This window comes from Pseudomonas sp., from assembly GCF_035554175.1.
In the GTDB taxonomy this organism is placed as follows: Bacteria; Pseudomonadota; Gammaproteobacteria; order Pseudomonadales; family Pseudomonadaceae; genus Aquipseudomonas.
On sequence record NZ_DATMIV010000045.1, the window covers coordinates 42,558 to 62,961 of the forward strand.

Annotated in this window: 17 protein-coding genes and 1 pseudogene; 6 read left to right on the top strand and 12 right to left on the bottom strand. The window is 59.2% G+C overall.

Translation table 11 applies throughout. The features are described from left to right. Positions 1-87 precede the first annotated feature (87 nt). Positions 88-453 (bottom strand): hypothetical protein, encoded by a 366-nt coding sequence (locus VNV36_RS19745; protein ID WP_130910737.1) that lies wholly within the window; start codon positions 451-453, stop codon positions 88-90. A gap of 598 nt (positions 454-1,051) precedes the next feature. Between VNV36_RS19745 and VNV36_RS19750 the strand changes: the two genes are divergently transcribed. Continuing rightward, positions 1,052-1,639, top strand: a complete 588-nt coding sequence (locus VNV36_RS19750; RefSeq protein WP_325719680.1) for a GNAT family N-acetyltransferase — start codon at positions 1,052-1,054, stop codon at positions 1,637-1,639. Positions 1,640-1,667: 28 nt separating this feature from the next. Here VNV36_RS19750 and VNV36_RS19755 read toward each other — a convergent pair whose 3' ends face one another. Together VNV36_RS19755 and pmrG are read right to left on the bottom strand one after the other, a co-directional pair. Beyond that, a complete protein-coding gene (locus VNV36_RS19755; RefSeq protein ID WP_325719682.1) occupies positions 1,668-2,489 on the bottom strand; it encodes a phosphatase PAP2 family protein in 822 nt (273 codons plus the stop codon). Next, entirely contained in the window at positions 2,486-3,157 is a 672-nt protein-coding gene (pmrG, locus tag VNV36_RS19760) for a lipopolysaccharide core heptose(II)-phosphate phosphatase PmrG (protein ID WP_325719684.1), read from the bottom strand. The genes VNV36_RS19755 and pmrG overlap by 4 nt, the downstream gene beginning before the upstream one ends. A 388-nt stretch (positions 3,158-3,545) precedes the next feature. On the opposite strand from pmrG, the pseudogene VNV36_RS25840 reads away from it, so the two are divergent. Then, positions 3,546-4,472: pseudogene (locus tag VNV36_RS25840) on the top strand (methyl-accepting chemotaxis protein); the annotation flags it as partial. Then, on the top strand, positions 4,467-5,330 hold the full coding sequence (locus VNV36_RS25845; RefSeq protein WP_408005131.1) for a methyl-accepting chemotaxis protein: 864 nt from the start codon (positions 4,467-4,469) through the stop codon (positions 5,328-5,330). The pseudogene VNV36_RS25840 and the gene VNV36_RS25845, both read left to right, overlap by 6 nt. Before the next feature lie 190 nt (positions 5,331-5,520). On the opposite strand, the gene VNV36_RS19770 is transcribed toward VNV36_RS25845, so the two are convergent. The 5 genes from VNV36_RS19770 to VNV36_RS19790 all read right to left on the bottom strand — a co-directional run bounded on the left by VNV36_RS19770 (position 5,521) and on the right by VNV36_RS19790 (position 11,155). Further along, entirely contained in the window at positions 5,521-5,940 is a 420-nt protein-coding gene (locus VNV36_RS19770; protein WP_325719689.1) for a type II toxin-antitoxin system VapC family toxin, read from the bottom strand. Next, complete coding sequence (locus VNV36_RS19775) at positions 5,937-6,182, bottom strand: FitA-like ribbon-helix-helix domain-containing protein (RefSeq protein ID WP_325719691.1); 246 nt, start codon at positions 6,180-6,182, stop codon at positions 5,937-5,939. Before VNV36_RS19775 ends, VNV36_RS19770 begins: the two co-directional genes overlap by 4 nt. A gap of 220 nt (positions 6,183-6,402) precedes the next feature. Continuing rightward, entirely contained in the window at positions 6,403-7,962 is a 1,560-nt protein-coding gene (locus tag VNV36_RS19780) for an FGGY-family carbohydrate kinase (protein ID WP_325719694.1), read from the bottom strand. Beyond that, positions 7,959-9,554, bottom strand: coding sequence for a glycerol-3-phosphate dehydrogenase/oxidase (locus VNV36_RS19785; protein WP_325719696.1), 1,596 nt, complete (start codon positions 9,552-9,554; stop codon positions 7,959-7,961). Before VNV36_RS19785 ends, VNV36_RS19780 begins: the two co-directional genes overlap by 4 nt. Next, complete coding sequence (locus tag VNV36_RS19790) at positions 9,551-11,155, bottom strand: FAD-binding oxidoreductase (protein WP_325719699.1); 1,605 nt, start codon at positions 11,153-11,155, stop codon at positions 9,551-9,553. The genes VNV36_RS19785 and VNV36_RS19790 overlap by 4 nt, the downstream gene beginning before the upstream one ends. A gap of 187 nt (positions 11,156-11,342) precedes the next feature. Here VNV36_RS19790 and gliR point away from each other — a divergent pair, with 187 nt between their 5' ends. Then, the gene (gene gliR / locus VNV36_RS19795) at positions 11,343-12,359 is read left to right on the top strand and encodes an AraC family transcriptional regulator GliR (protein WP_325719701.1); all 1,017 of its coding nucleotides are present in this window, start codon (positions 11,343-11,345) and stop codon (positions 12,357-12,359) included. 479 nt (positions 12,360-12,838) lie between these two features. Next, positions 12,839-13,204, top strand: a complete 366-nt coding sequence (locus VNV36_RS19800; RefSeq protein WP_325719703.1) for a DUF6124 family protein — start codon at positions 12,839-12,841, stop codon at positions 13,202-13,204. Positions 13,205-13,282: 78 nt separating this feature from the next. Here VNV36_RS19800 and VNV36_RS19805 read toward each other — a convergent pair whose 3' ends face one another. The 4 genes from VNV36_RS19805 to VNV36_RS19820 form a co-directional block, all read right to left on the bottom strand. Beyond that, entirely contained in the window at positions 13,283-13,651 is a 369-nt protein-coding gene (locus VNV36_RS19805) for a glyoxalase superfamily protein (protein WP_325719705.1), read from the bottom strand. A 196-nt stretch (positions 13,652-13,847) separates the two neighbouring features. Continuing rightward, positions 13,848-15,305 carry an N-acyl-D-amino-acid deacylase family protein gene (locus VNV36_RS19810; protein WP_325719707.1) on the bottom strand — a complete coding sequence of 486 codons (1,458 nt, stop codon included), beginning with the start codon at positions 15,303-15,305 and terminating at the stop codon, positions 13,848-13,850. 1 nt (position 15,306) lies between these two features. Continuing rightward, the gene (locus tag VNV36_RS19815) at positions 15,307-16,167 is read right to left on the bottom strand and encodes a MurR/RpiR family transcriptional regulator (RefSeq protein WP_325719709.1); all 861 of its coding nucleotides are present in this window, start codon (positions 16,165-16,167) and stop codon (positions 15,307-15,309) included. Positions 16,168-16,183: 16 nt separating this feature from the next. Then, positions 16,184-17,533, bottom strand: coding sequence for a GntP family permease (locus VNV36_RS19820; protein ID WP_325719711.1), 1,350 nt, complete (start codon positions 17,531-17,533; stop codon positions 16,184-16,186). Between the two features lie 416 nt (positions 17,534-17,949). Here VNV36_RS19820 and VNV36_RS19825 point away from each other — a divergent pair, with 416 nt between their 5' ends. Further along, complete coding sequence (locus tag VNV36_RS19825; protein ID WP_325719713.1) at positions 17,950-20,403, top strand: Tc toxin subunit A; 2,454 nt, start codon at positions 17,950-17,952, stop codon at positions 20,401-20,403. Position 20,404: the final 1 nt, after the last annotated feature.

Genomic DNA, 20,404 nt, shown 5'->3' on the forward strand with positions numbered 1-20,404 from the left:
TATGCGATGCAATGAACTACGTCCTTCAGCATCACAAATAGAATCACGACCACAAAAAAGCCCAGCTCGATGGCTGGGCTTCTGCACTCAAGAAACCTGTCGGCTGTTGTGCCAGTAGAGATACGCCAGGCCAACCGGTGCAATGAAAATTGCAAACGACCAGCACATCGCCATCGTGAACCCTTTGACCATTAGCATAAGAATGGCGTTGACGAAGAATACGTTCCCGCCCATCACGTAGCCTACAACGCTCTCATATACGAACCGAGAGTATGGATACAGCAGCGTGCAGATTACCGACATCACAATCAGCCCAGGCTTACCCATGAGGCCGGATGGGCTATTGGCCGCGACCGACAAAATCAGAATCGTGAACAACGATCCAAAAATAAGCTGCCGGATGTAGTAGCTGGGGGTCAGCCCGCCAAAAGTCTTTGCCAAAAACGAATGCATAAGATCCCTCTAAAAACGCTGATTTGAGTGGTGGCCATCATAACAGCATCACCACCCAGAATCAGAAGGGGCAATCCAAGTGTGGTGCCTCCCTATCGCTTTGATCATGATCTCAAGCTCACATCGGTAATTCCGGGCGCCGTTGAAAAAGGGCGTCTTTCGGGACCAAGTCAGGACTAAGTCGGGATCAAGTAGGGACTGAGTCGCTTACGAAGGAGAAACAAGCCGATACTCGCCTATCTCTATGCGAAGAGCGGTTAAAACACCCCCTTGCCAGCAGGCGACCCAACATAAGCGTGAAGCGCCGGAACGCGTCTCGCACGCTCTGGCAACCGATGGCAGGGCAACCCGCAGGTGAATGACGAAAAACGGTTGTCTTTGCGCCTGATTTGCTTCGACGATCCCGCCACCTAAATCGACATGAATTTTTCTTCACCGCACCCCGCCCCGCGAACCGATAAAATCCCCCCGCTCATTCAAGAAACTACGGTTCGCCCGCGCTCCTAGCGGGCTTTTTTTCGCCCTTCATTCCCCAAACCTTGCCGCTCCCCACCATATGCGCGACTCTGCCTGCAGATCCCTCGCCAAGGAGCGCTCGATGCCGCTGTTATCCCTGCCCTGCCCGCGCCTGACACTGGCCGTCCTCTCCCCCGAACAGGCCGAGCTCGAAAGCGCGTTCTACCAGCGCAACCTGCGCCACCTCGCCCCTTGGTCGCCCATCCGCACCACCGATTACTTCTCCACCGCCAACATCCGCCGTCGCCTGGAGATCCAGGCCAGTGCCTTCGAGGCCGGCCTGGCGATGCATTTCGCGCTGCTGTCGGCGGACGGTCAGCAGATGATTGGTGCGTGCAATTTCAGCGGGATTATTCGTGGGGCGTTTCAGGCGTGTTATTTGGGCTATCACATCGATGAGGCGCATCAGGGGCAGGGCTTGATGCAGGAGGGGCTGGCGGCGGGGATTGGTTATATGTTCGATGTGCAGAATCTGCATCGGATCATGGCCAATTACATTCCCGGCAATGAGCGCAGTGCGCGTTTGCTTGAGCGCTTGGGTTTTGAGCGCGAGGGGTATGCGAGGGCGTATCTGAACATTGCCGGGCGTTGGCAGGATCATGTGCTGACGGCGCTGGTCAATCCCGGGTTCGAGGCGCCGGATCAGCGTTGGTCGCGGCGCCTGGGCTGACGGTCAAGCCATGTTTTTCTGAACGCTTTCAGAGAGCGACTTCAGGCTGAGTGCTGAAAGCTTTCTGTGAGCGTTTGCCCAGTACAGGCAGCTCCAGGCGTGCGCGTCCGTAGAAGGCCAGAGCCGTCAGTAAACACGTCAGCCAAACGAAGATACCGGCCCAGAACGTGTGGGACATGTAGTGCCAACCCTGTAGGACCCGCGTGGTGCCGTAGACAAAACCGAGCAGCAGCGAGCCCCACAGCAATGCGCTGGAAAAGCGCCATTGATAACGACGCGCCACGAAATACAGCGCCAGCATGGTGAAACCGCCCGACGCATGACCGCCCGGCCAGCAGCGGCCACTCCCGGCTTCATGCAACAGTTGGAAATTGCTGTACCACTCGACGTGAGGCATTTTCCCGCCGTACAACGTGGTCTCGATCGGGCAGTAGACGCTGGTGTGGGATTTGAGAAAGTGAATCACGCCCGTACAGAGCGCAAAGGCGACCACGACAAAGAAAAAATCCCGACGGTGATCTGCGGTAAATCGCAGCACTGGCGCGACTCTGCTGCGCTCTAAAGACGCGCCGAGTCGTGGTCGTTTGTGCGGATTGAGCGATGGCCAGACCAGCGACAGCAGCGCGCCGATCAGGGCAATTTCTGCCGTCCAGTTCGGAATGATCCGCGCCCATTTGTGGGTGAGTTTTTCGAAGAAGTGGATTTTGTCGATCGGGAAAGTTTGGGTCAGCGGATCGAACAGCAGATTGCTGAAGGCGATGTCGGTTTTGGTCATGTCGAACATCAGGAACACCACGACCGCACAGACCAGCGGAATGCCGAGATTGTAAGCGTAGAAACGGGATTTCATCGGGTAGTCACCGTGCGCCAGTCGGAGGCTTCAATGAAGCCGAGCATCTTCGGTGCAGCCGGGCTGGCGGCGGAAATGAACAATGACGCGCCGTACCCCATGTTCGAGGCCGGCACTTTCAGGTCTTTTTCAATCTGCGCCATGCACTCGCTGTGGGTCACCAGAATCAGGTTACGCCCGGGGATCTTGTGCGCCAGCGCATCCTGCAACATGCGGCCTCTGCAGTTGATCAACCAGTCATCGCCACTGGTGGCATGGTTGAACATATAGCCGGCCGTCTGCACGGTGCGCATTGACGGGCTGTTATAGATATCAGCGTCAGCCAGGCCGAGTTGTTCGAAGCGGCCACCGACGGCCACTGCGACACTGCGCGAGCGATCGGTGATGCCGTCATTGCCACTCAGGCACGCCGCTTTGGAGTGATCGCAACGTTCGACGTGACGTACCAGCACGATAATGTCGCCCTTGGCCCATCCCGTCGCCAGAGTTTGTGCACCCGCCACATTACCGTGGGCCAGGTCCGGCACTGCGTTCGGGGCCAGCAACCACAGGGTCAGCGGGATCACCAATATCGATGCCGCCAGCACCACCCATGTATCGCGAAAACGCGCCAGACCGCTCAGATCGATCGAGCGTTTGACGCCAAACAGACTCAGTCTCAATTCCACAAAAACCGCCTCGCCACGTTGCATCACAGGTCATTCGATGCGGCGAAACTACAGAGGCGCGCGTGGGCAGCCAGTGAAACCCATGTGAAAAAGTCCTTGAGATTCGTTGCTTCGTGGACTGTCAGACAAAAATCCTTTCAGCTCTCGCCTTTGCGGCCGATACAGACCTGCTAACACCCCTGCTGGCTCAAAAGAACAACAATCTTCCAGCTTAACTGACGACCAAGAAACCCAACGTTTCTGGAGGATTTGCATGAATAGCTGGTTCGGTAACATCAGCGTGAACATGAAACTCGGCCTGGGCTTCGGCCTGGTGCTGGCCCTGACCTGCATTCTGGCGCTGACCGGCTGGACCAGCCTCGGCGGCCTGATCGACCGCAGCAACTGGATGAGCGACATCACTCAGCTCAACGCCGGCCTGACCAAACTGCGCGTGGTGCGCCTGCAGTACATGCTGACCAACGGTGACGAAACCGCCGCGCAGAATGTGCAGACCACCCTCGAAAGCTTCGCCGCGCAGCAGCAGGCGTTGATCAGCAAATTCAAAAGTCCGGAGAACGTCAAACTGCTCAAGCAGCAGGCCGCGACCATCGCTGAATACCAGACCTCGCTGAACAAAATGCGCAACGCCTACCGCACCGGCAACAGCGCCCGCGACACCATGAGCGTCAACGCTCAGACCGCGTACAACCTGATCGAATCGATCAGCCAGCGCGTGCAGCAGATGGAGTTGAGCGATCAGCGTTTCGAGCAGTTCCAGGCGGTTACTGCGGCCAAGGAAGCGTTCATCCTCGCGCGTTATGAAGTGCGTGGCTACACCGCGACCAGCAACGCCGATACCGAGCAGAAAGCCGTCGGCCAGATCGACGCGGCCATCGCCAGCCTCAAGCCATTGAATGCGCAATTTGCCGCGACGCAGCAGGATGCCTTGCGCCAATTGGAAACCGCGCTGGCCAGCTACCGCAGCGCATTGATGGCGTACAAAAACGCCAACACCGATGCCGTGCAGGCGCGTAAGGAAATGACCGATCAGGGCACCACCATCGTCGCCCTGAGCGAGCAGCTGTACCAGATTCAGCTTGATCGCCGTGACGCTGAAAGCGCCCAAGCGCGCACCTTCCAGTTGATCAGCACGTTGCTGGCGCTGCTGGTTGGCGTGATTGCAGCGGTGCTCATCACCCGTCAGATCACCCGTCCGTTGCAGGAAACCCTGGCCGTGGTCGAGCGCATCGCCAGCGGCGACCTGACCCAGAACGTCACCGTCACCCGCCGCGACGAACTCGGCGTGCTGCAACAAGGCATCGCCCGCATGGGTGTGACCTTGCGTGACTTGATCAGCGGCATTCGCGACGGCGTCACGCAGATTGCCAGCGCTGCCGAAGAATTGTCGGCCGTGACCGAGCAGACCAGTGCCGGCGTGAACAGCCAGAAAATCGAGACCGATCAGGTCGCCACCGCCATGCACGAGATGACTGCCACGGTGCAGGAAGTTGCGCGCAATGCTGAGGAAGCGTCGCAAGCCGCCGCTGCGGCGGATGGCGAAGCCCGTGAAGGCGACAAGGTAGTGAATGAGGCCATTGCGCAGATCGAGCGTCTGGCCAGCGAAGTGGTGCGTTCGACCGAAGCGATGAGTGTGCTGCAACAGGAAAGCGACAAGATCGGCAGCGTCATGGATGTGATCAAAGCTGTCGCCGAACAGACCAACCTGCTGGCGCTCAATGCCGCGATTGAAGCGGCGCGTGCCGGTGAAGCCGGGCGTGGGTTTGCCGTGGTCGCCGATGAGGTGCGCGGTTTGGCTCAACGCACGCAGAAATCCACCGAGGAAATCGAAGGTCTGGTCGCCGGCCTGCAGAACGGCACCCAGCAAGTTTCGGCGGTGATGAACAACAGCCGTGCGTTGACCGACAGCAGCGTCGCCTTGACGCGCAAGGCCGGCGTATCGCTGGAAAACATCACCCGCACGGTGTCGAACATCCAGTCGATGAACCAGCAGATCGCCGCCGCTGCCGAGCAGCAGAGCGCCGTGGCTGAAGAAATCAGCCGCAGCATCATCAACGTGCGCGACGTGTCAGAACAGACCGCAGCGGCGAGTGATGAGACGGCAGCGTCGAGTGTTGAACTGGCGCGCCTGGGTGGTCAGTTGCAGCAGATGGTCAGCCACTTCCGCGTATGACGTTAGTTTTGCGCTGAGGCTGAAATCGAATCGCGAGCAGGCTCACTCCTACATTTGGATGTGTGCCACGCTGGATTTTGATCCCGCCGCAAAATCCCTGTGGGAGCGAGCCTGCTCGCGAAAGCGGTGGGTCAGTCAAAGCAACATTAACTGATACCGCGCCTTCGCGAGCAGGCTCGCTCCCACAGGTTCAGACCTGCCACGGATTGATCACTTCAATCCCGGAAAACTCGAAATCCCGAACATTGCGCGTACCAATCGCAGCTCCGTGGCCTCGGCAGATGGCCGCGATTTGCGCATCGGCCATTGCAATCCCTCGCCCCTTCGCCTCTGCATCGGCGACCAGCGTCGCGTACTCGACGGCCGCGTGCGCATCGAATGGCAAAATCCGCCCGGCAAAATCCTCTTCGAACATTGCCAACGCGTGGGCCTGGAGTTTTTGTTTGCGCTTGCCGGAAGGTAATCGAGCGATGCCGTGCAGTATCTCCGCCACAGTGATCGCGCTGATGGCCAAGTCCATGGCTGGTTGCGCATCCACCCAAGCCAGCACTTGAGCCTCGGGATCGATTCGCATGAATTCGGATAGAACATTGGTATCGAGCACTATCATTCAGAGAAGCCCACACCGACCGGTTTCTCTGCACGCGCAGGCAGCTCGAGGTCGACTCCGCCCTCGGCCCTGAAACGCTGGTGTATCCGACTGCCGAGCCCTCCGGCACGATCAACCTTGGTGAGCGCTCGGCCCAGAATCAGCCGAGCTTCTTCTTCCATGGAGTGTCCATTGTGTGCAGCGGTAATGCGCAGCTGCTCCTTGAGCGTCTCGTCAAGGTTTCGAATAGTGATGCTAGCCATGTCGTCCTCCTGCAATCAATGAAATCATTGATTGCAGGCTAGCATATTCAGGTCTGCAAGGAGTGAGGCTTAGCCGAACGGCACCGTCGGCATCGGCACTCCGCAATACCCCCGTGGGAGCGAGCCTGCTCGCGAAAGCGGTGGATCATTCAAATCGTCATTGACTGACACTCCGCCTTCGCGAGCAGGCTCGCTCCCACAGGGATCCAGGGTGTCAGCACTATTCGGGATACCCGGTGATTTTGCGGATGCTCTGATACAGCGGTTTGAGTTGGCGATACATGCGTAGATAGACGTCTTTGTACAGTTGCTCGTAGATCTTCTGCGCCTCAACTTGTGGCATGAACACCGCTCCAACCCGAGTCATCGCCGCAATGGCCGTGGAAAAATCCCTGTGCAATCCCAACCCCACCGCACAGCAGATCGCCGCGCCCAATCCTGACGCTTCATACACATGCGGACGCTCGGCCGGCAGGCCGAAGATGTTGGCGGTCAGTTGCATGGCGGCGTCGCTTTGCGAGCCGCCGCCGGCGACGCGCAGTTGCTTGATCGATACCTTCGAACGCCGCTCGATATTTTCCATTCCCTGGCGCAACGCATAGGCCAGTCCTTCGAGAATCGCCCGGTAGATGTGCGCGCGGGTGTGTACGTCGCCGAAGCCGATCATCGCGCCTTTGGCTTCCACGCCCGGTTCGCGGATGCCCGGTGACCAATAGGGTTGCAGCATCAAACCCATGGAGCCGGGCGGCACCGCGTCGACCAGTGCGTCGAACAGTTGCTCCGGTTCGATGCCCTGCGCTTTCGCCTGTTGCATTTCGCGCAGGCCGAACTGGTTCTTGAACCAGCTGACCATCCAGTAACCGCGATAGATCATCACTTCGCAGTTGTACTGATCGGGCACGGCCGATGGGTACGGCGGGATCAGCGGGACGATTTCCAGATAGCGTGAGCGGGTACTGGTGATGGTCGCGGTGGTGCCGTAGGACAGGCACACGGTGCTCGCATCGACCACGCCCGAGCCGATCACTTCGCAGGCCTTGTCCGCGCCTGCGGCGATCAGTGGCAGCCCTTCGGGAATGCCCGTGTGGCGGGCGGCTTCAGCCGTGATGTAGCCGAGGTTTTCGCCGGGTTTGTGCAGGGTCGGCAACTGCTCCGGGCGCACCGCCAGCGCTTGCCATTTCCAGTCACGCGGGGACGCCCATTTCAGCCGTTTGAAATCGAACGGCAGATAACCGACGCAACAGCCGACAGAATCGACGAAGCGTCCGCACAAGCGATGGGTGAGGAAGCCCGAGAGCAGGAGAAGTTTGTCGGTCGCCGCCCACACGTCGGGTTGATGGCGGGCGATCCAGTTGGCCTCGGCCTGGGCGCGAAAATAATCCACCGTGGCCTCGGCGCCGACCAGTTTCAACAGCCAGCCCCATGGCCCCTTGATGCGGCCCTCGACTTCAGTCTGGCGTTGATCGAGCCAGACAATCGCCGCACGCAGCGGTTTTCCGTCGGCGTCGACATTAATCACTGTGCCGCGCTGGGTGGTCAGCGATACGCCGGCGATCTGCGCCCGGTCGCTGCCAGTCTGCTGCCAGAGTTGCTGGCAGGCCTCGCCGAGTTTCGCCCAGTAATACTCCGGGTCCTGCTCGGCCCAGCCGGGATGCGTCGAGTAATACGCCTGAAGATCGACTTTGCCTTTGCCGAGCAGATTGCCCTGCAGATCGAAGAGCAACGCGCGCACGCTCTGGGTGCCGTTGTCGATCGCCAGCAGATATTTTTTCCCGGTCATGGCGTGGCCTCCGGCAAACCGTGATCGCGCAACCACAGCAAACGATAGCGCTGAACTTCCGCTTGCCAACGCTCATCGTCCCAGGTCAATCGTGGCTGGCACAGCGTGCGAATCGCCGGCAAATAATCCTCGCCACCGCGCGCCAGCAACAAGCCCAAACGGGTGCGGCGCAACAGCAAGTCGTCCAGATGCAGCACCAGCTCAGCCTCGCAGGCAAACGCCAGTTCTGCCCACAAAGTATCGGTGGCGCCGACTGTTTCCTGACCGAGCTCAGCGAGCAAATGCGCCAGCCTCGGAAGGTCGCGGCCATGACGCCCGGCCAGCCGCCGCGAGTGATTGGCGCTTAACCCGGGAATCGTCAGCGCAGCCACGGCGGCGAATACCGGCGCGCCGTCATCGATAAAGGGACGCCCGAGCATCGCCGCGCAGGCTGTAAGCACTTCGATCGCCTGGGGACGAAACGTGGTGAGTTTGCCTCCGGCCAAGGTCACGCAACCGGGCTCCTGCCACAGCACATGTTCGCGAGTCTCGTTGGACGGTTTGTCCTGATGCGCACCCGCCGCGCTGCCCACCACCGGGCGCACGCCTGACCAGGTTGAAAGCACATCGTCGACGCCGACTTCGGCACCGGGAAATTGCTGCCGGCACGCGGCGAGCAGATAGTCGAGTTCTTCGCTGGAAATGCGCGCGCTCTGGTCGAGATCTTCGCGGTGATCAAGATCAGTGGTGCCGACCACCGTCGCGCCTTCCCACGGAAAAACAAACACAGGGCGCCGATCTTGCTGATGCAAAAACGTGAACGCCTGCGCCACCGGCAAACGCCAGCCCGGCAACAACAAATGGCTACCACGCAACGGGCGCAATTGCTTCGCAGCTTCAGCGGGACGTAAACGCTCGGCCCACGCGCCGGTGGCCACGGCCAGCACGCCGGAGCGCAATTGCAGCATCGCACCACCCTCGCAATCTTCGACCTGTACCCCGCACACCCGCCCGCCTTCACGCAGCAATTGCGTGACCCGCACACCATTGAGCACCACCGCGCCGTCAGCCCGCGCCTCGCGCAAAACGCGCATCACCAGCCGCGCATCATCGGTCAGCGCATCGACAAAACAGCTGCCGCCGAGCAAACCGTTTTCCTTCACCCCCGGAGCGAGAAAACGCAGTTGTTGTGCGTCATGAAAACGATGGCTGCGCCGCCCGGCCAAGGCGTCGTACATCGTTAGCAATCCACCCATGACGCGCGGCCCGGGAAAGCCGCCGCGATAGTGCGGCATCATGAAACTCATCGGCTCGACCAGCCCCGGCGCTTCGTCGAGCAAGCGCTGACGCTCGTGCACTGAATCGCGGGTCAGCCGCCACTGGCCCTTGGCGATATAACGCAAACCGCCGTGGACCATTTTCGATGATCGGCTGGAGGTGCCCCAGGCAAAATCCCGCTGCTCCAGCAGCAAACAGCGCCAGCCCCGGCGCGCGGCTTCGCGGACGATCCCGGCGCCGCTGATGCCGCCGCCGATGACGATCAGATCCCAGGTTTCATCCGCCAACGTAGGCAGAATCTGCTCGCGCCATTGCGCACTCCAGTCCGCATTCATGGCTTTGACTCTGGCAACAGCGTGCCCGGATTGAAGCGCCCTTCCGGGTCGAAATGTTCGCTCAGCGCCTGCAGGGTCTGCATCGCCAGCGGGCCTTTTTCGTGCAGCAAGTAGGGCGCGTGATCCTTGCCCACGCCGTGCTGATGACTGATGGTGCCGTGGTTGGCGACGATGGTCTGGCTGGCGGCGTGTTTGAGCGCCTGCCAGCGCGCCAGCGTCGCGGGATAGTCCGCCGCCGGGCGAAATACGTAGGTGGTGTAAATACTCGAGCCTTCGCCGTAGACGTGGGACAAGTGAGTGAACACATGCACGCGTTCGCCCTCGGCGGCCAAGGCGTCGCGCAAGCTGTTTTCGATCAGGCTGAGCAAGTGATCGACGTTGCTCCAGTCGGTCGCGGTTTCGAGGGTGTCGACCACGTAACCGGCGTTCCACAGGTTCTCGCGCAGGTAGGGAAAACGGAAGCGGTTCTGCGCCCACTTCTTGCCCAGCAGCGTGCCGGTGAAGACGCCGCCGAAGGCTTTGAGATGCTGGCGCGCCTGTTTCAGCGACAACGCATTCTGCTGGCGATTGCCGGTCACGCCGAAAGTCAGCAGGCATTTGCCTTCGCCGGCGCCACGCAGCTTGAGGTACTTTTCCAGCCAGGCGATCTGCTGCGGATGACCGGCCAGCGCCAGTTGCGTTTCGGTTTCCATCGCGTTCGACAGACGCAGCATCGACAGCGGCACGCGCGCCTGCGCCAGTTGCCGGATCGCTTGCAGCGCCTGCGGCCAGTCGGGCAGAAATACGCCGTAGAAACGCTCGTCCGCCGGCAACGCACTGACCCGCACTTTGACCTCGGAAATGATCCCGAAACGGCCTTCGCAACCGAGCACCATTTCACGCAGATCGGGACCTGCCGCCGACGCTGGGAATGTCGGAATCTGCAGAGGCCCGGCGAAGGTTTCCAGGGTGCCGCCGGCGAACAACTGCTCGATCCGCCCGTAGCGCAACGACTGCTGACCGCTGGAACGACTGGCGACCCAACCGCCCAGCGTCGACAGCTCCCACGACTGCGGAAAATGCCCCAGCGTGTAGCCGCGCGCGCGCAATTGACTTTCCACTTGCGGCCCGCTGGCACCGGGGCCGAATGTCGCCAGCAGGCTCTGTTCGTCGAGGTCGGTCAGGCGATTCATTCGCGCCAGCGACACCGTCAGCACCGGCCGCGCCGATGTCGGCGGGTTGATGTGTCCGGCCACTGACGTGCCGCCGCCGTACGGAATCAGGCATAAGTCCTGATCCTGGGCGAGTTTCAGCAATTGTCGGATCTGCTCGGCGGTTTCCGGAAACGCCACGGCGTCGGGATAGGTGCCCAGCGCGCCTTCGCGCAACGCCAGCCAGTCCGGCAGGCTCTGGCCGCGTGCGTGCAGCAGGCGATCGTGAGTGTCGACGCTGTACAAGCGATGAGGCACCAGGCGCGAGGTCGGCACCTGCGCCAATGCCGCGTCCAGCGTCGCATCGGACAACGTTCGGCCAGCGCCCAGGCGTTCGTGGAGAAATGTCGCGCCCTGGGCCGGCAGTTCGACCACCGTGCCTGCCTCGCCCCAGCCGTTCCAGCGTCGCATGCGTGCGTCCTTTTTTGCCGTCGGATCAAGCTTGCATACTAGTCAGCGCTGGGGTTCTGTCACGGTCGCATCCGGCCAGATCCTGTAGCCAATGGCGCCAAACGTCAGGGCATTTACTTTCGTCGGGCAATCCACTTACCTTGCGCCATTCATTCGCTCACGCGCCGTCAATCAAAGGAGCGCGACCATGCCATCGCTCGGCTTCACTTCCGTTCCGCCGCTGCTCAAATACCTGCGCCATGCCGAACAGTTGGGCATGGCCATTGAGCCTGCGTTGGCGGCGGCCGGGTTGCAGGCGCAGCAGTTGAGCGACAACACCTTGCGTCTGCCGGGTGAGGTGCACGAGCGCTTGCTGGACTATTTCTGCGAGCACTCGGGCGATGGCTTGTTCGGGCTGCACGCGGCGAATTTCGTCCTGCCCAACTCGTGGAGCGTGCTCGGCTACATCACCATGAATTGCGCGACGTTGGGCGATGCGATGAGCCGAATCATGCCGTTCGAAAAACTCGTCGGCGACATGGGCATCAGCCGCGCCGAGGTGCAGGACGATCACGTTCATCTGATCTGGACCTGCCGTTACGAGCGGCCACGGATTCGTCGGCATCTGGTGGAAAACGTGCTCGGTTCGTGGCTGCACTACGCGCGCTGGATTGCCGATACACAGCTGTCGCCGGCCTGCGTATGGCTGGAGCATTCGCGGCCGGATGAGGTGACGCTGGCCGAGTACGAAGCGTTTTTCGGTTGCCCGGTGCTGTTCGATCAGGCGTATTCGGCGCTGGTTGTGCCGCTGGCTTATTTGCAGTTGCCGCTGCGCCAGGCCGATGCGCAATTGCTGCGAACGCTGGAAGAGCACGCGATGGGTTTGCTGGCAACGCTGGAGGATGCATCACTGGCGCAGCAGGTGAAAAACATCCTGCGCGGATTGCTCAAGGAGGGCTTGCCGCGCAAGGAACAAGTGGCGGAACAGCTCAGCGTGTCGGTGCGGACATTGCAGCGGCAGTTGCAGCAGGTTGGGACGTCGTATCAGCAGATTCTCGATGAGCTGCGTCAGGAGTTGGCCGAGCACTATTTGCTCAACAGCACGTTGCCGGTTCAGGACATTGCGCAGTACCTGGGCTTCACCGAACCGCGCTCGTTTCATCGCACCTTCAAGAGCTGGCGCGGGATGCCGCCGGGGGAATTTCGGTTGCGGAATCGGCGGTGATGCTGATGGCCTCTTCGCGAGCAGGCTCGCTCCCACAGGGTTATTGGCTGCGCCCATTTCCGGGTTCACCGCAGATCCCCTTGTGGGAGCGAGCCTGCTCGCGAAGGCATCATTTGCCGCGCCGATTAAACATGTCTTGGCGCATCTGTTTAAAACCGCCAGGCATTCCGCGAAACCACCCACAATTCCTTGCGCTGCTGCCTACGCCTGCGCCAGAATCCGCCGGCTTGTACGCCTTGGGGCCTGCCGGTAACTTGATTCGGTCACTGATTTCTCAGTGATCGAGCTTAGCGGCTCGGACAGCATTCCGGTTGTACAAGTCCAACTCGGTCAGGCTCACGCCTGCGCTTGATGGTGGCTGTGCGCATGGCATCTTCGGATGCACCGGGTTGAATGCTTACCGGTCCGCTAACTTGCGCACAGCTGCCTCCCTTTGCTTAGCGGCGAAAAGGATGCAGCTTCATACGAGGCAAGCATTCATGTTCAAAGTAACCCCAAACCCGCCAACCACCGACCCTGCGTCCCCCTACGAATCCCCCGACTCGAAGAAATTCCACGAAGCCGCCGAACGCGCCCTCGATCATTACCTCGGCACGTCCAGCGCTGAATTCATGGCCCCGCCGTACAAATCCAATACGCTGTACATGGCCAATCCCGACGCCGACAACGAATCGCTGCTGGCCGATGCTTGCGAGACCCTGGGGTCGGCGACGGTGATGCTCAACGATCAGGCGGGGCTGGTGAACGGCTCGCAGCGCAAAACTCTTCAGGGCATCGCGCAGATTGTGATGGTCGCGGAGATGGCGGTGAATCGGGTGCTGGATCGGTTGGTGCCGACGGAATGAGGTGAGTGCCCGCAAGCAATTCAGATGGATGGCTTGCGGGCGGATTCTGCGCGTAGAGCGAACTATCGGGCGTTCAGTTCAAAGACTGATCGCATTGGTAAACACCAACCGATTACCAAACGGATCAGTAATCGTCATGTCCTGACTGCCCCAAGGCATCGCCTGAATCTGCGGGTGCGAGAAGGTGTATTCCTTGGCTATCAGCTGCTGCTGAAACGCCTCCAGTTCATCGGTCTCGATACGCAGCGCCGAACCCGGGCACGCATCGCCGTGATGCTCGGACAAATGCAACACACACTCGCCCCGCGACACCTGCAGATACAGCGGGAAATTCGCTTCGAAGCGGTGCTGCCAGTCGATCTTGAAACCGAGAAAATCGACGTAGAACTCGACAGCCTTGGCCTCATCGAAAATCCGCAGGATCGGGGTGGTTTTGCCGAAGCTCATGGGGTGCTCCCTGACTGATTGGCCCCACAGTGTAGACGGGGAGGATGTCAGCAAATCGGCTTGTTGATGGCATTCTTTAATCGCAATGTGCCATCACCGCATAAAATCAAAAGATCGCAGCCTTCGGCAGCTCCTACATTGGAATGCGATCTCCTGTAGGAGCTGCCGAAGGCTGCGATCTTTGGCGTCATCCGAATCAACGAAAACCTTCGCGCAAATCCCCGTCTCTGGCTAGAAACCGCCCTGCCCTGCCCCCATTCGCCTGCCCGTCGCGATAGCTCAACACGCCGTTGACCCAAACCCCGTCAATCCCCTGCGCCGCCCGTTGCGGATCGTTGAAATCGGCTACGTCGCGCACGGTTTTAGGATCGAACAACACCAGATCCGCCCAATGTCCTTCACGAATCTCGCCCCTTTCCTTCAAGCCAAAGCGCGCCGCCGACAGCCCGGTCATCTTGTGCACGGCGGTGTGCAGCGGAAACAGGCCGACGTCGCGACTGAAATGGCCAAGCACCCGTGGGAAAGCGCCCCACAGGCGCGGATGCGGGAACGGGTCTTCCGGCAGTCCGTCAGAACCGACCATCGAAAGCGGATGAGCGAGGATTCGCCTGACATCGGCCTCGTCCATGCCGTAATACACCGCGCCTGCCGGTTGCAGACGTTTCGCGGCTTCCTCTAGCGGCAATCTCCACTCGCCAGCAATGTCGATCAGGTCGCGGCCACTGACTTCCGGGTGCGGCGTGGACCAGGTGATGGTGATCCGATGGGCGTCGGTGACCTGCTTCAAATCCAGCGTCGAAGAACTCGCCGCGTACGGGTAGCAATCGCAGCCCACGGGATGGGTTTTCGCCGCCTCTTCCAGCGCTGCCAGCAGTTGTGGACTGCGTCCCCAATTACCCACGCCAGCACATTTGAGGTGGGAAATGATCACCGGTGATCGCGCGTGCCGACCGATTTGAAAAGCTTCGTCCATCGCCTCCAGCACCGGGGCAAACTCGCTGCGCAAATGGGTGGTGTACACCGCGCCGAACGCCGTCAGTTCTTCGGTCAGTTGCATGACTTCATCGGTCGAGGCGTTGAAGGCGCTGGCGTAGGCCAGGCCGGTGGATAAACCCAACGCGCCAGCCTCGAGACTGTCGCGCAACTGCTCGCGCATAGCAGTAATTTCGCCGGGCGTTGCGGTGCGGAACAAATCATCGAGGTGATTGCTGCGCAGCGCCGTGTGCCCGACCAGTGCAGCAACGTTCAACGTGGGGTTAGCCGCTTCGACGGCGGCGCGGTAGTCGCTGAAACGCGGGTAAACAAACGCCGCTGCGCTGCCGAGCAGGTTCATCGGGTCCGGCGGATTGCCCTTCAAACTCACCGGCGCAGCGCTGATCCCGCAGTTGCCGACGATCACCGTGGTCACGCCCTGGCTGAGCTTGGGCAGCATCTCAGGTTGGCGGATCACCACGGTATCGTCATGGGTGTGCACGTCGATGAACCCCGGCGTCAGCACCTGGCCGGTGGCGTCGATTTCTTCACTGGCGCTGGCGTCGTGCAGGTCGCCGATGCGTTCGATGCGGCCGTTGAGAATCGCTACGTCGGCCTTGTAGCCGGGCGTGTTGCTGCCGTCGATGATCACGGCATTGCGAATGAGGGTGTCGTAGTGCATGTCAGTCTCCCAGCGGCAGGTGATCGTCGCCGCCACGGTATTCGTCGAGGGCCAGTTTGATCCGCCGCAGCCGTTCTTGATTGTCTTCGGGGCTGGCCAGCGCCAGCTCGGTGGCAAGCACATCGATGGCCAGCAGCATGCCGTAGCGCGCGGCCGTCGGTTTGTAGATGAACGAGGTTTCCGCGCCTTGCAGCGGCAGCACGACGTCGGCAAGTTCAGCAAGGGGCGAATCGCCGCGAGTGATGGCGAGAATGCGTGCGCCGTAGTTGCGCGCCAGCTCGACGGTTTCCAGCAGTTCCGGGGTGATGCCGGTCAGCGAGCAGACGATCAGCACTTGCTCGGCGTTCAGGCTGGCGGCGGTGACGCGCATCATCACCGCGTCGTGGCACACCGCAATCGGATAGCCGAGGCGCACCAGGCGCACTTGCAATTCATCGCTGCACAAGGTCGAGCAACCGCCCATGCCGAACGCGTGAATCATCCGCGCTTGGCCGAGCAATTTCACTGCATCGGCGAAGCGCGATTCGTCGAAACCGGCCAGATGCTGACGCAGCGTGGTTTCGATGTCGCCGACGATCTGCCCGTAAAACGCCGACTGCTCGGGCGTGCCCGCCGGGTCGAGAAAACGGCTGCCGACGCCGCTGGCCTGGGCCAGTTGCAGGCGCAGGTCGCGCAAGTCACGGCAACCAACCGTGCGGGCAAAGCGCGACAGCGTGGCGGTGCTGACCTCGGCCCGTTGCGCCAGCTCTTCGAGGCTGGCGCTGGCAGCAAAGCCGACATCGTCGAGCATCAGCCGGGCGATGCGGCCCTCACCGGCGCTGAAGAAATCCTGGCGGGCGCGGATCTGGTAAAGGATGTCCATGGGCGGCGGGCTCCGGTTACAGCAGGTAGGAAAGGCCGACGGTCAGGGCGAAAGCGACCAGCGAGATCAATGTCTCGAGCAGGGTCCAGGTCTTGAACGTCTGTGCGACCGTCATGTTGAAGTATTCCTTGATCAACCAGAAGCCGCCGTCGTTGACGTGGGAAAAGATAACCGAGCCCGCGCCGGTCGCCAGCACCAAAAGCTCAGGGTGTGGATAACCCAGACCGATGGCCACCGGCGCGACAACGCCCGATGCGGTGGTCATCGCCACGGTGGCCGAGCCAGTGGCAACGCGCATCAGCGCCGCGAACAACCAGCCCATGATCAGTGGCGACAGGTGGAATTCGTGAGCGAGGCCGACGATCTGATCGGTGACGCCGGCATCCACCAGAATCCGGTTCAAGCCACCACCCGCGCCGACCAGTAAGGTGATGCTGGCGGTCGGCGCCAGGCATTCGTTGGTGAATTTGAGGATCGATTCGCGGTTGAAACCCTGAGCAATGCCCAGCGTCCAGAAGCTCAGCAAAGTCGCCAGCAACAGCGCGATCACCGAGTTGCCGATGAACAACAGAAACTGGTTGAACGCACTGCCGGGGGTGGAAATCAGGTTGGCCCAACCGCCGATGAGCATCAGCACCACCGGCAGCAGAATGGTCGTCATGGTGATGCCGAAGCCCGGCAATTTGTCGCGCGGCTCGCGCTCGAGAAATTGCTTTTCCAGCGGGTTGTCCGCCGGCAATTGAATGCGCGGCACGATGAATTTCGCATACAGCGGGCCAGCAATGATCGCGGTGGGAATGCCAATGGCGATCGCGTACAGCAAAGTCTGCCCGACCGAGGCCTGATAGGCCTGCACCGCGAGCATCGCCGCCGGGTGCGGTGGCACCAGTGCATGCACCACCGAGAGCCCGGCGACCATCGGCAGACCGACCATCAGAATCGACACGCCAACCCGGCGCGCCACGGTAAACGCAATCGGCACCAGCAAGACGAAACCGACTTCAAAGAACAGCGGCAGACCGACCAGAAACGCGATGCAGACCATCGCCCAGTGCGCGTTCTTCTCACCGAATCTGTCGATCAGCGTGCGCGCCATCCGCTCGGCACCGCCGGACTCGGCCATCATCTTGCCGAGCATCGTCCCCAACGCCACCACCAGCGCAATATGCCCCAGCGTCTTGCCGACGCCAGCCTCATACGCGCCGACCACAGCGGACGGCGGCATCCCGGCGACCAGCGCCAGACCAAGGGATATCAGGGTGATGACAATGAATGGATTGAGCCGGTAACGGGCGATCAACACGATCAGCGCGATGATGGCCACGGCGGCATACACCAGCAGCCAATAGCCGAAGGAAGGCGTCATGCGGTACTCCTCGAAAGGGTCACGTTCGAATGGGTTGTGAAACTCATAAATCATTTCGAGACCGGGATTTCAAACCGCATGAAAGTAATTTTCGTGGAGAGACAAGGCGTGTCGCTGTCGGATACGACGTGTGTTGGTTTATGAAAATCACCCACCGAAGTTTTCATCAGCGAAACGTTTCATCAACCTTCGGGTTTGCGCGCCCCTGTTTATCTCCGGAAACATACAACACGAATAAAACTGCCAAAACAGACTAAAACCTGCAAAAACAATTCTTTCAGAAGTTTACCCGCGAATCACTTATTTCAATTATTTCCGTCTTACTTGCAGCGCAGAATATTCCTACATTTATAATTTCGCCAACCGAGTTATGTTTGCCGCCCCAAAGACACAACGCTGACCGGCAGACTTAGAATATGAATGAAATAGAACCTGACAACTTCAAGAAGATCACAAATTCGGCAGGCACTGATTCTCTCGAAATATACAACACCACCATCAGCTCCGTGCTTGATGTGATAAGGCAATCGAAACAACAATACAAAAACACCCTGAAAGACAGCGACTCAAAACTGTTCGCCGATAAAATTCACGACTACGCCAGCAGTGTTGCCAGGCAAATAACTCGCGAGCAAATGGAACGCCAGCTTCACAAGACAGAGAGTGACCGCAACAAGCGTGACCTGAGCGTCACCGAAGCGAGCTATAACAATTTATTTAAAGAAAACTGGGGGATCTTTTGCGCGCAGAACGATATAGCTGCAATCGATTCGCCAGCAGCCTATCTGCGTGCCCTGTATATATTTGCCGGCCAACTTGATGCAGACGAAAAAAATGAGCGAAAAATAGACACGCTTCGCCCGGATATCAGTGAACAGAAAATAGATGCCGCCAGTGTTTTCGAATCGATTCCGGCGTTGCAACTCGTCAACGCTGTACTCGCTAAAAAAATTCAGAACCATCCACTCCACGCGAGGGACAAGGAGGCTTTGGAAATAATGTCAAAGCAAACCAAACCTCTGCACTTCCCGTACCATCACCAGCACCGCCGGTGCGTGGCAGCGCTCGCCACGAAAAATGAACGACCAGGTATTCTTGACTACAAGTTACAGCTTGACTGGCCGGATTCTTTTTTCCAGAAATCTATCAAGGCAAACCTGCTACAGCATTGCAACACTCAGATAAAGATGTCGAGTCTTGGCAAAAGGCAAATCGATGTTCTGACCGCCAGACTCGCAGAATATACCAGCCCAACAGATCCACAGACAGGCGCAGCAAACAGTGTCGTGGATAGATCCGAAATAAAAAATGGATGCTACGATCTTGATCGGTTTGCCTCACAAACCAACTGCGCTCCGGCACAGATCAAGCAACTCCTTGAACTGCAAATTACCAAGTCATACCCCTCACACGATTCGTTTCTGGTGGTAACCGATATACCTAACAGCGAACAAAAACGCATTTCGTTGACATACCAAAATGCCGATGCGCACATGTTCACTGCCCTTGACCGTTTGCAGCGAATGATACGTTTGCACAGATGGACTGACATCTCGCTGGAGGAGCTCGATGTGTTGGTCTGCAGCGCAACCCTTGGCAAGAACATTGATACATTCATTACCAACTCGACATTAAGTGCTCTGGGTGTTTATCAATATTTCAATCAACGCTGTGGGATTGAGGCAGAGGAATTCGCTGCCCTTCTATACCGCCTGCCCACCCGCCCAATCAACGGCCGTACCTCTTTGTTCGATCGTGTTTTCCAGCGTAATCTCCTGGCTGCCAACCCGTTCAAACATGAAACAGGCAGTATCGAAGCATCTCCTGCACTCCTTGCCGATGGATTGAATATTCAGATTACGCAGGATTCGTTCGGATTCATTGCGCGGTTAACCAAAAAACATCTTGGCAAGTTTCATCAAAACCTGATCAGTGCTTCATCCATTTATCGTCAGGCGCGCGTAGCACAACTGTTTGGTTTGTCCCCGCTCGAGTGTCATGAATTAGCCGATTTACTGGGCGGTGAAGCATTCGAGCGACTTCTGGTAACAGGACAGTCGGGCGATGAGGGCGAACCCGACTTCCTCCATCTGCTGATGGCATTGGACGGAGTGATGACGTGGTTGCGTTCGGCCGGCCTGACAGCGGCCCAACTATTGCGCATGCTGGGCCGCCGTCTTCCTTTTGCTCGTGAAACGCTGCCTGCGCATTTGGCGGCGATACGCGCAACGCGTCATACGACGGAAGAAGAACCGCAAATCCTCGCAATACAGCAGCTGTTGCAGGACGTTGCAGGGCTTTCGGCGCAATACGTACCCTGCGTCATGAAAATGGTGGGTACCAACGAACAATCGCTCGATGCGCAAATCAGGGACGGGAAGAACCTGCTGGTGAACAGATCACTGGCTGCCGCGGAAATCTGCCAGGCACTGAACATAAGCAGCGACGCACTGCTGACATTGTTGAACACACCGGATTTGCTCAAAGCGCAATGGCAAAACGTATTTCAATTACCAGAGCTTTATTGCCTCGAACGTTTTGCCAATTACAGTCGACGCGATGAAAACGCAAGCGAAAAACTACTCGGTTACTTGTCCTCAGCCCAAACCGTTCAGTCAAAAGACGCCAATGATGCGCTGAGGGATCTTCTTGCTGTCGAACGCCCCCTGGACATCCTGACTAGCCAATTACCCAAGAGCCATGTCGAGAACATGCAACAACTGGACTGGATCATCCGCCACCTCGACGTATCCACCCGTACAGGGCTTTCGTTGAAAGGCTTGCGCGATCTTTTGAAGTTGAACGACGAAAGCTCGATGAAAGACTGGAGCATCGTCGCAGCCGAACTTCTCCCAGGCAAAAATGTTTAAG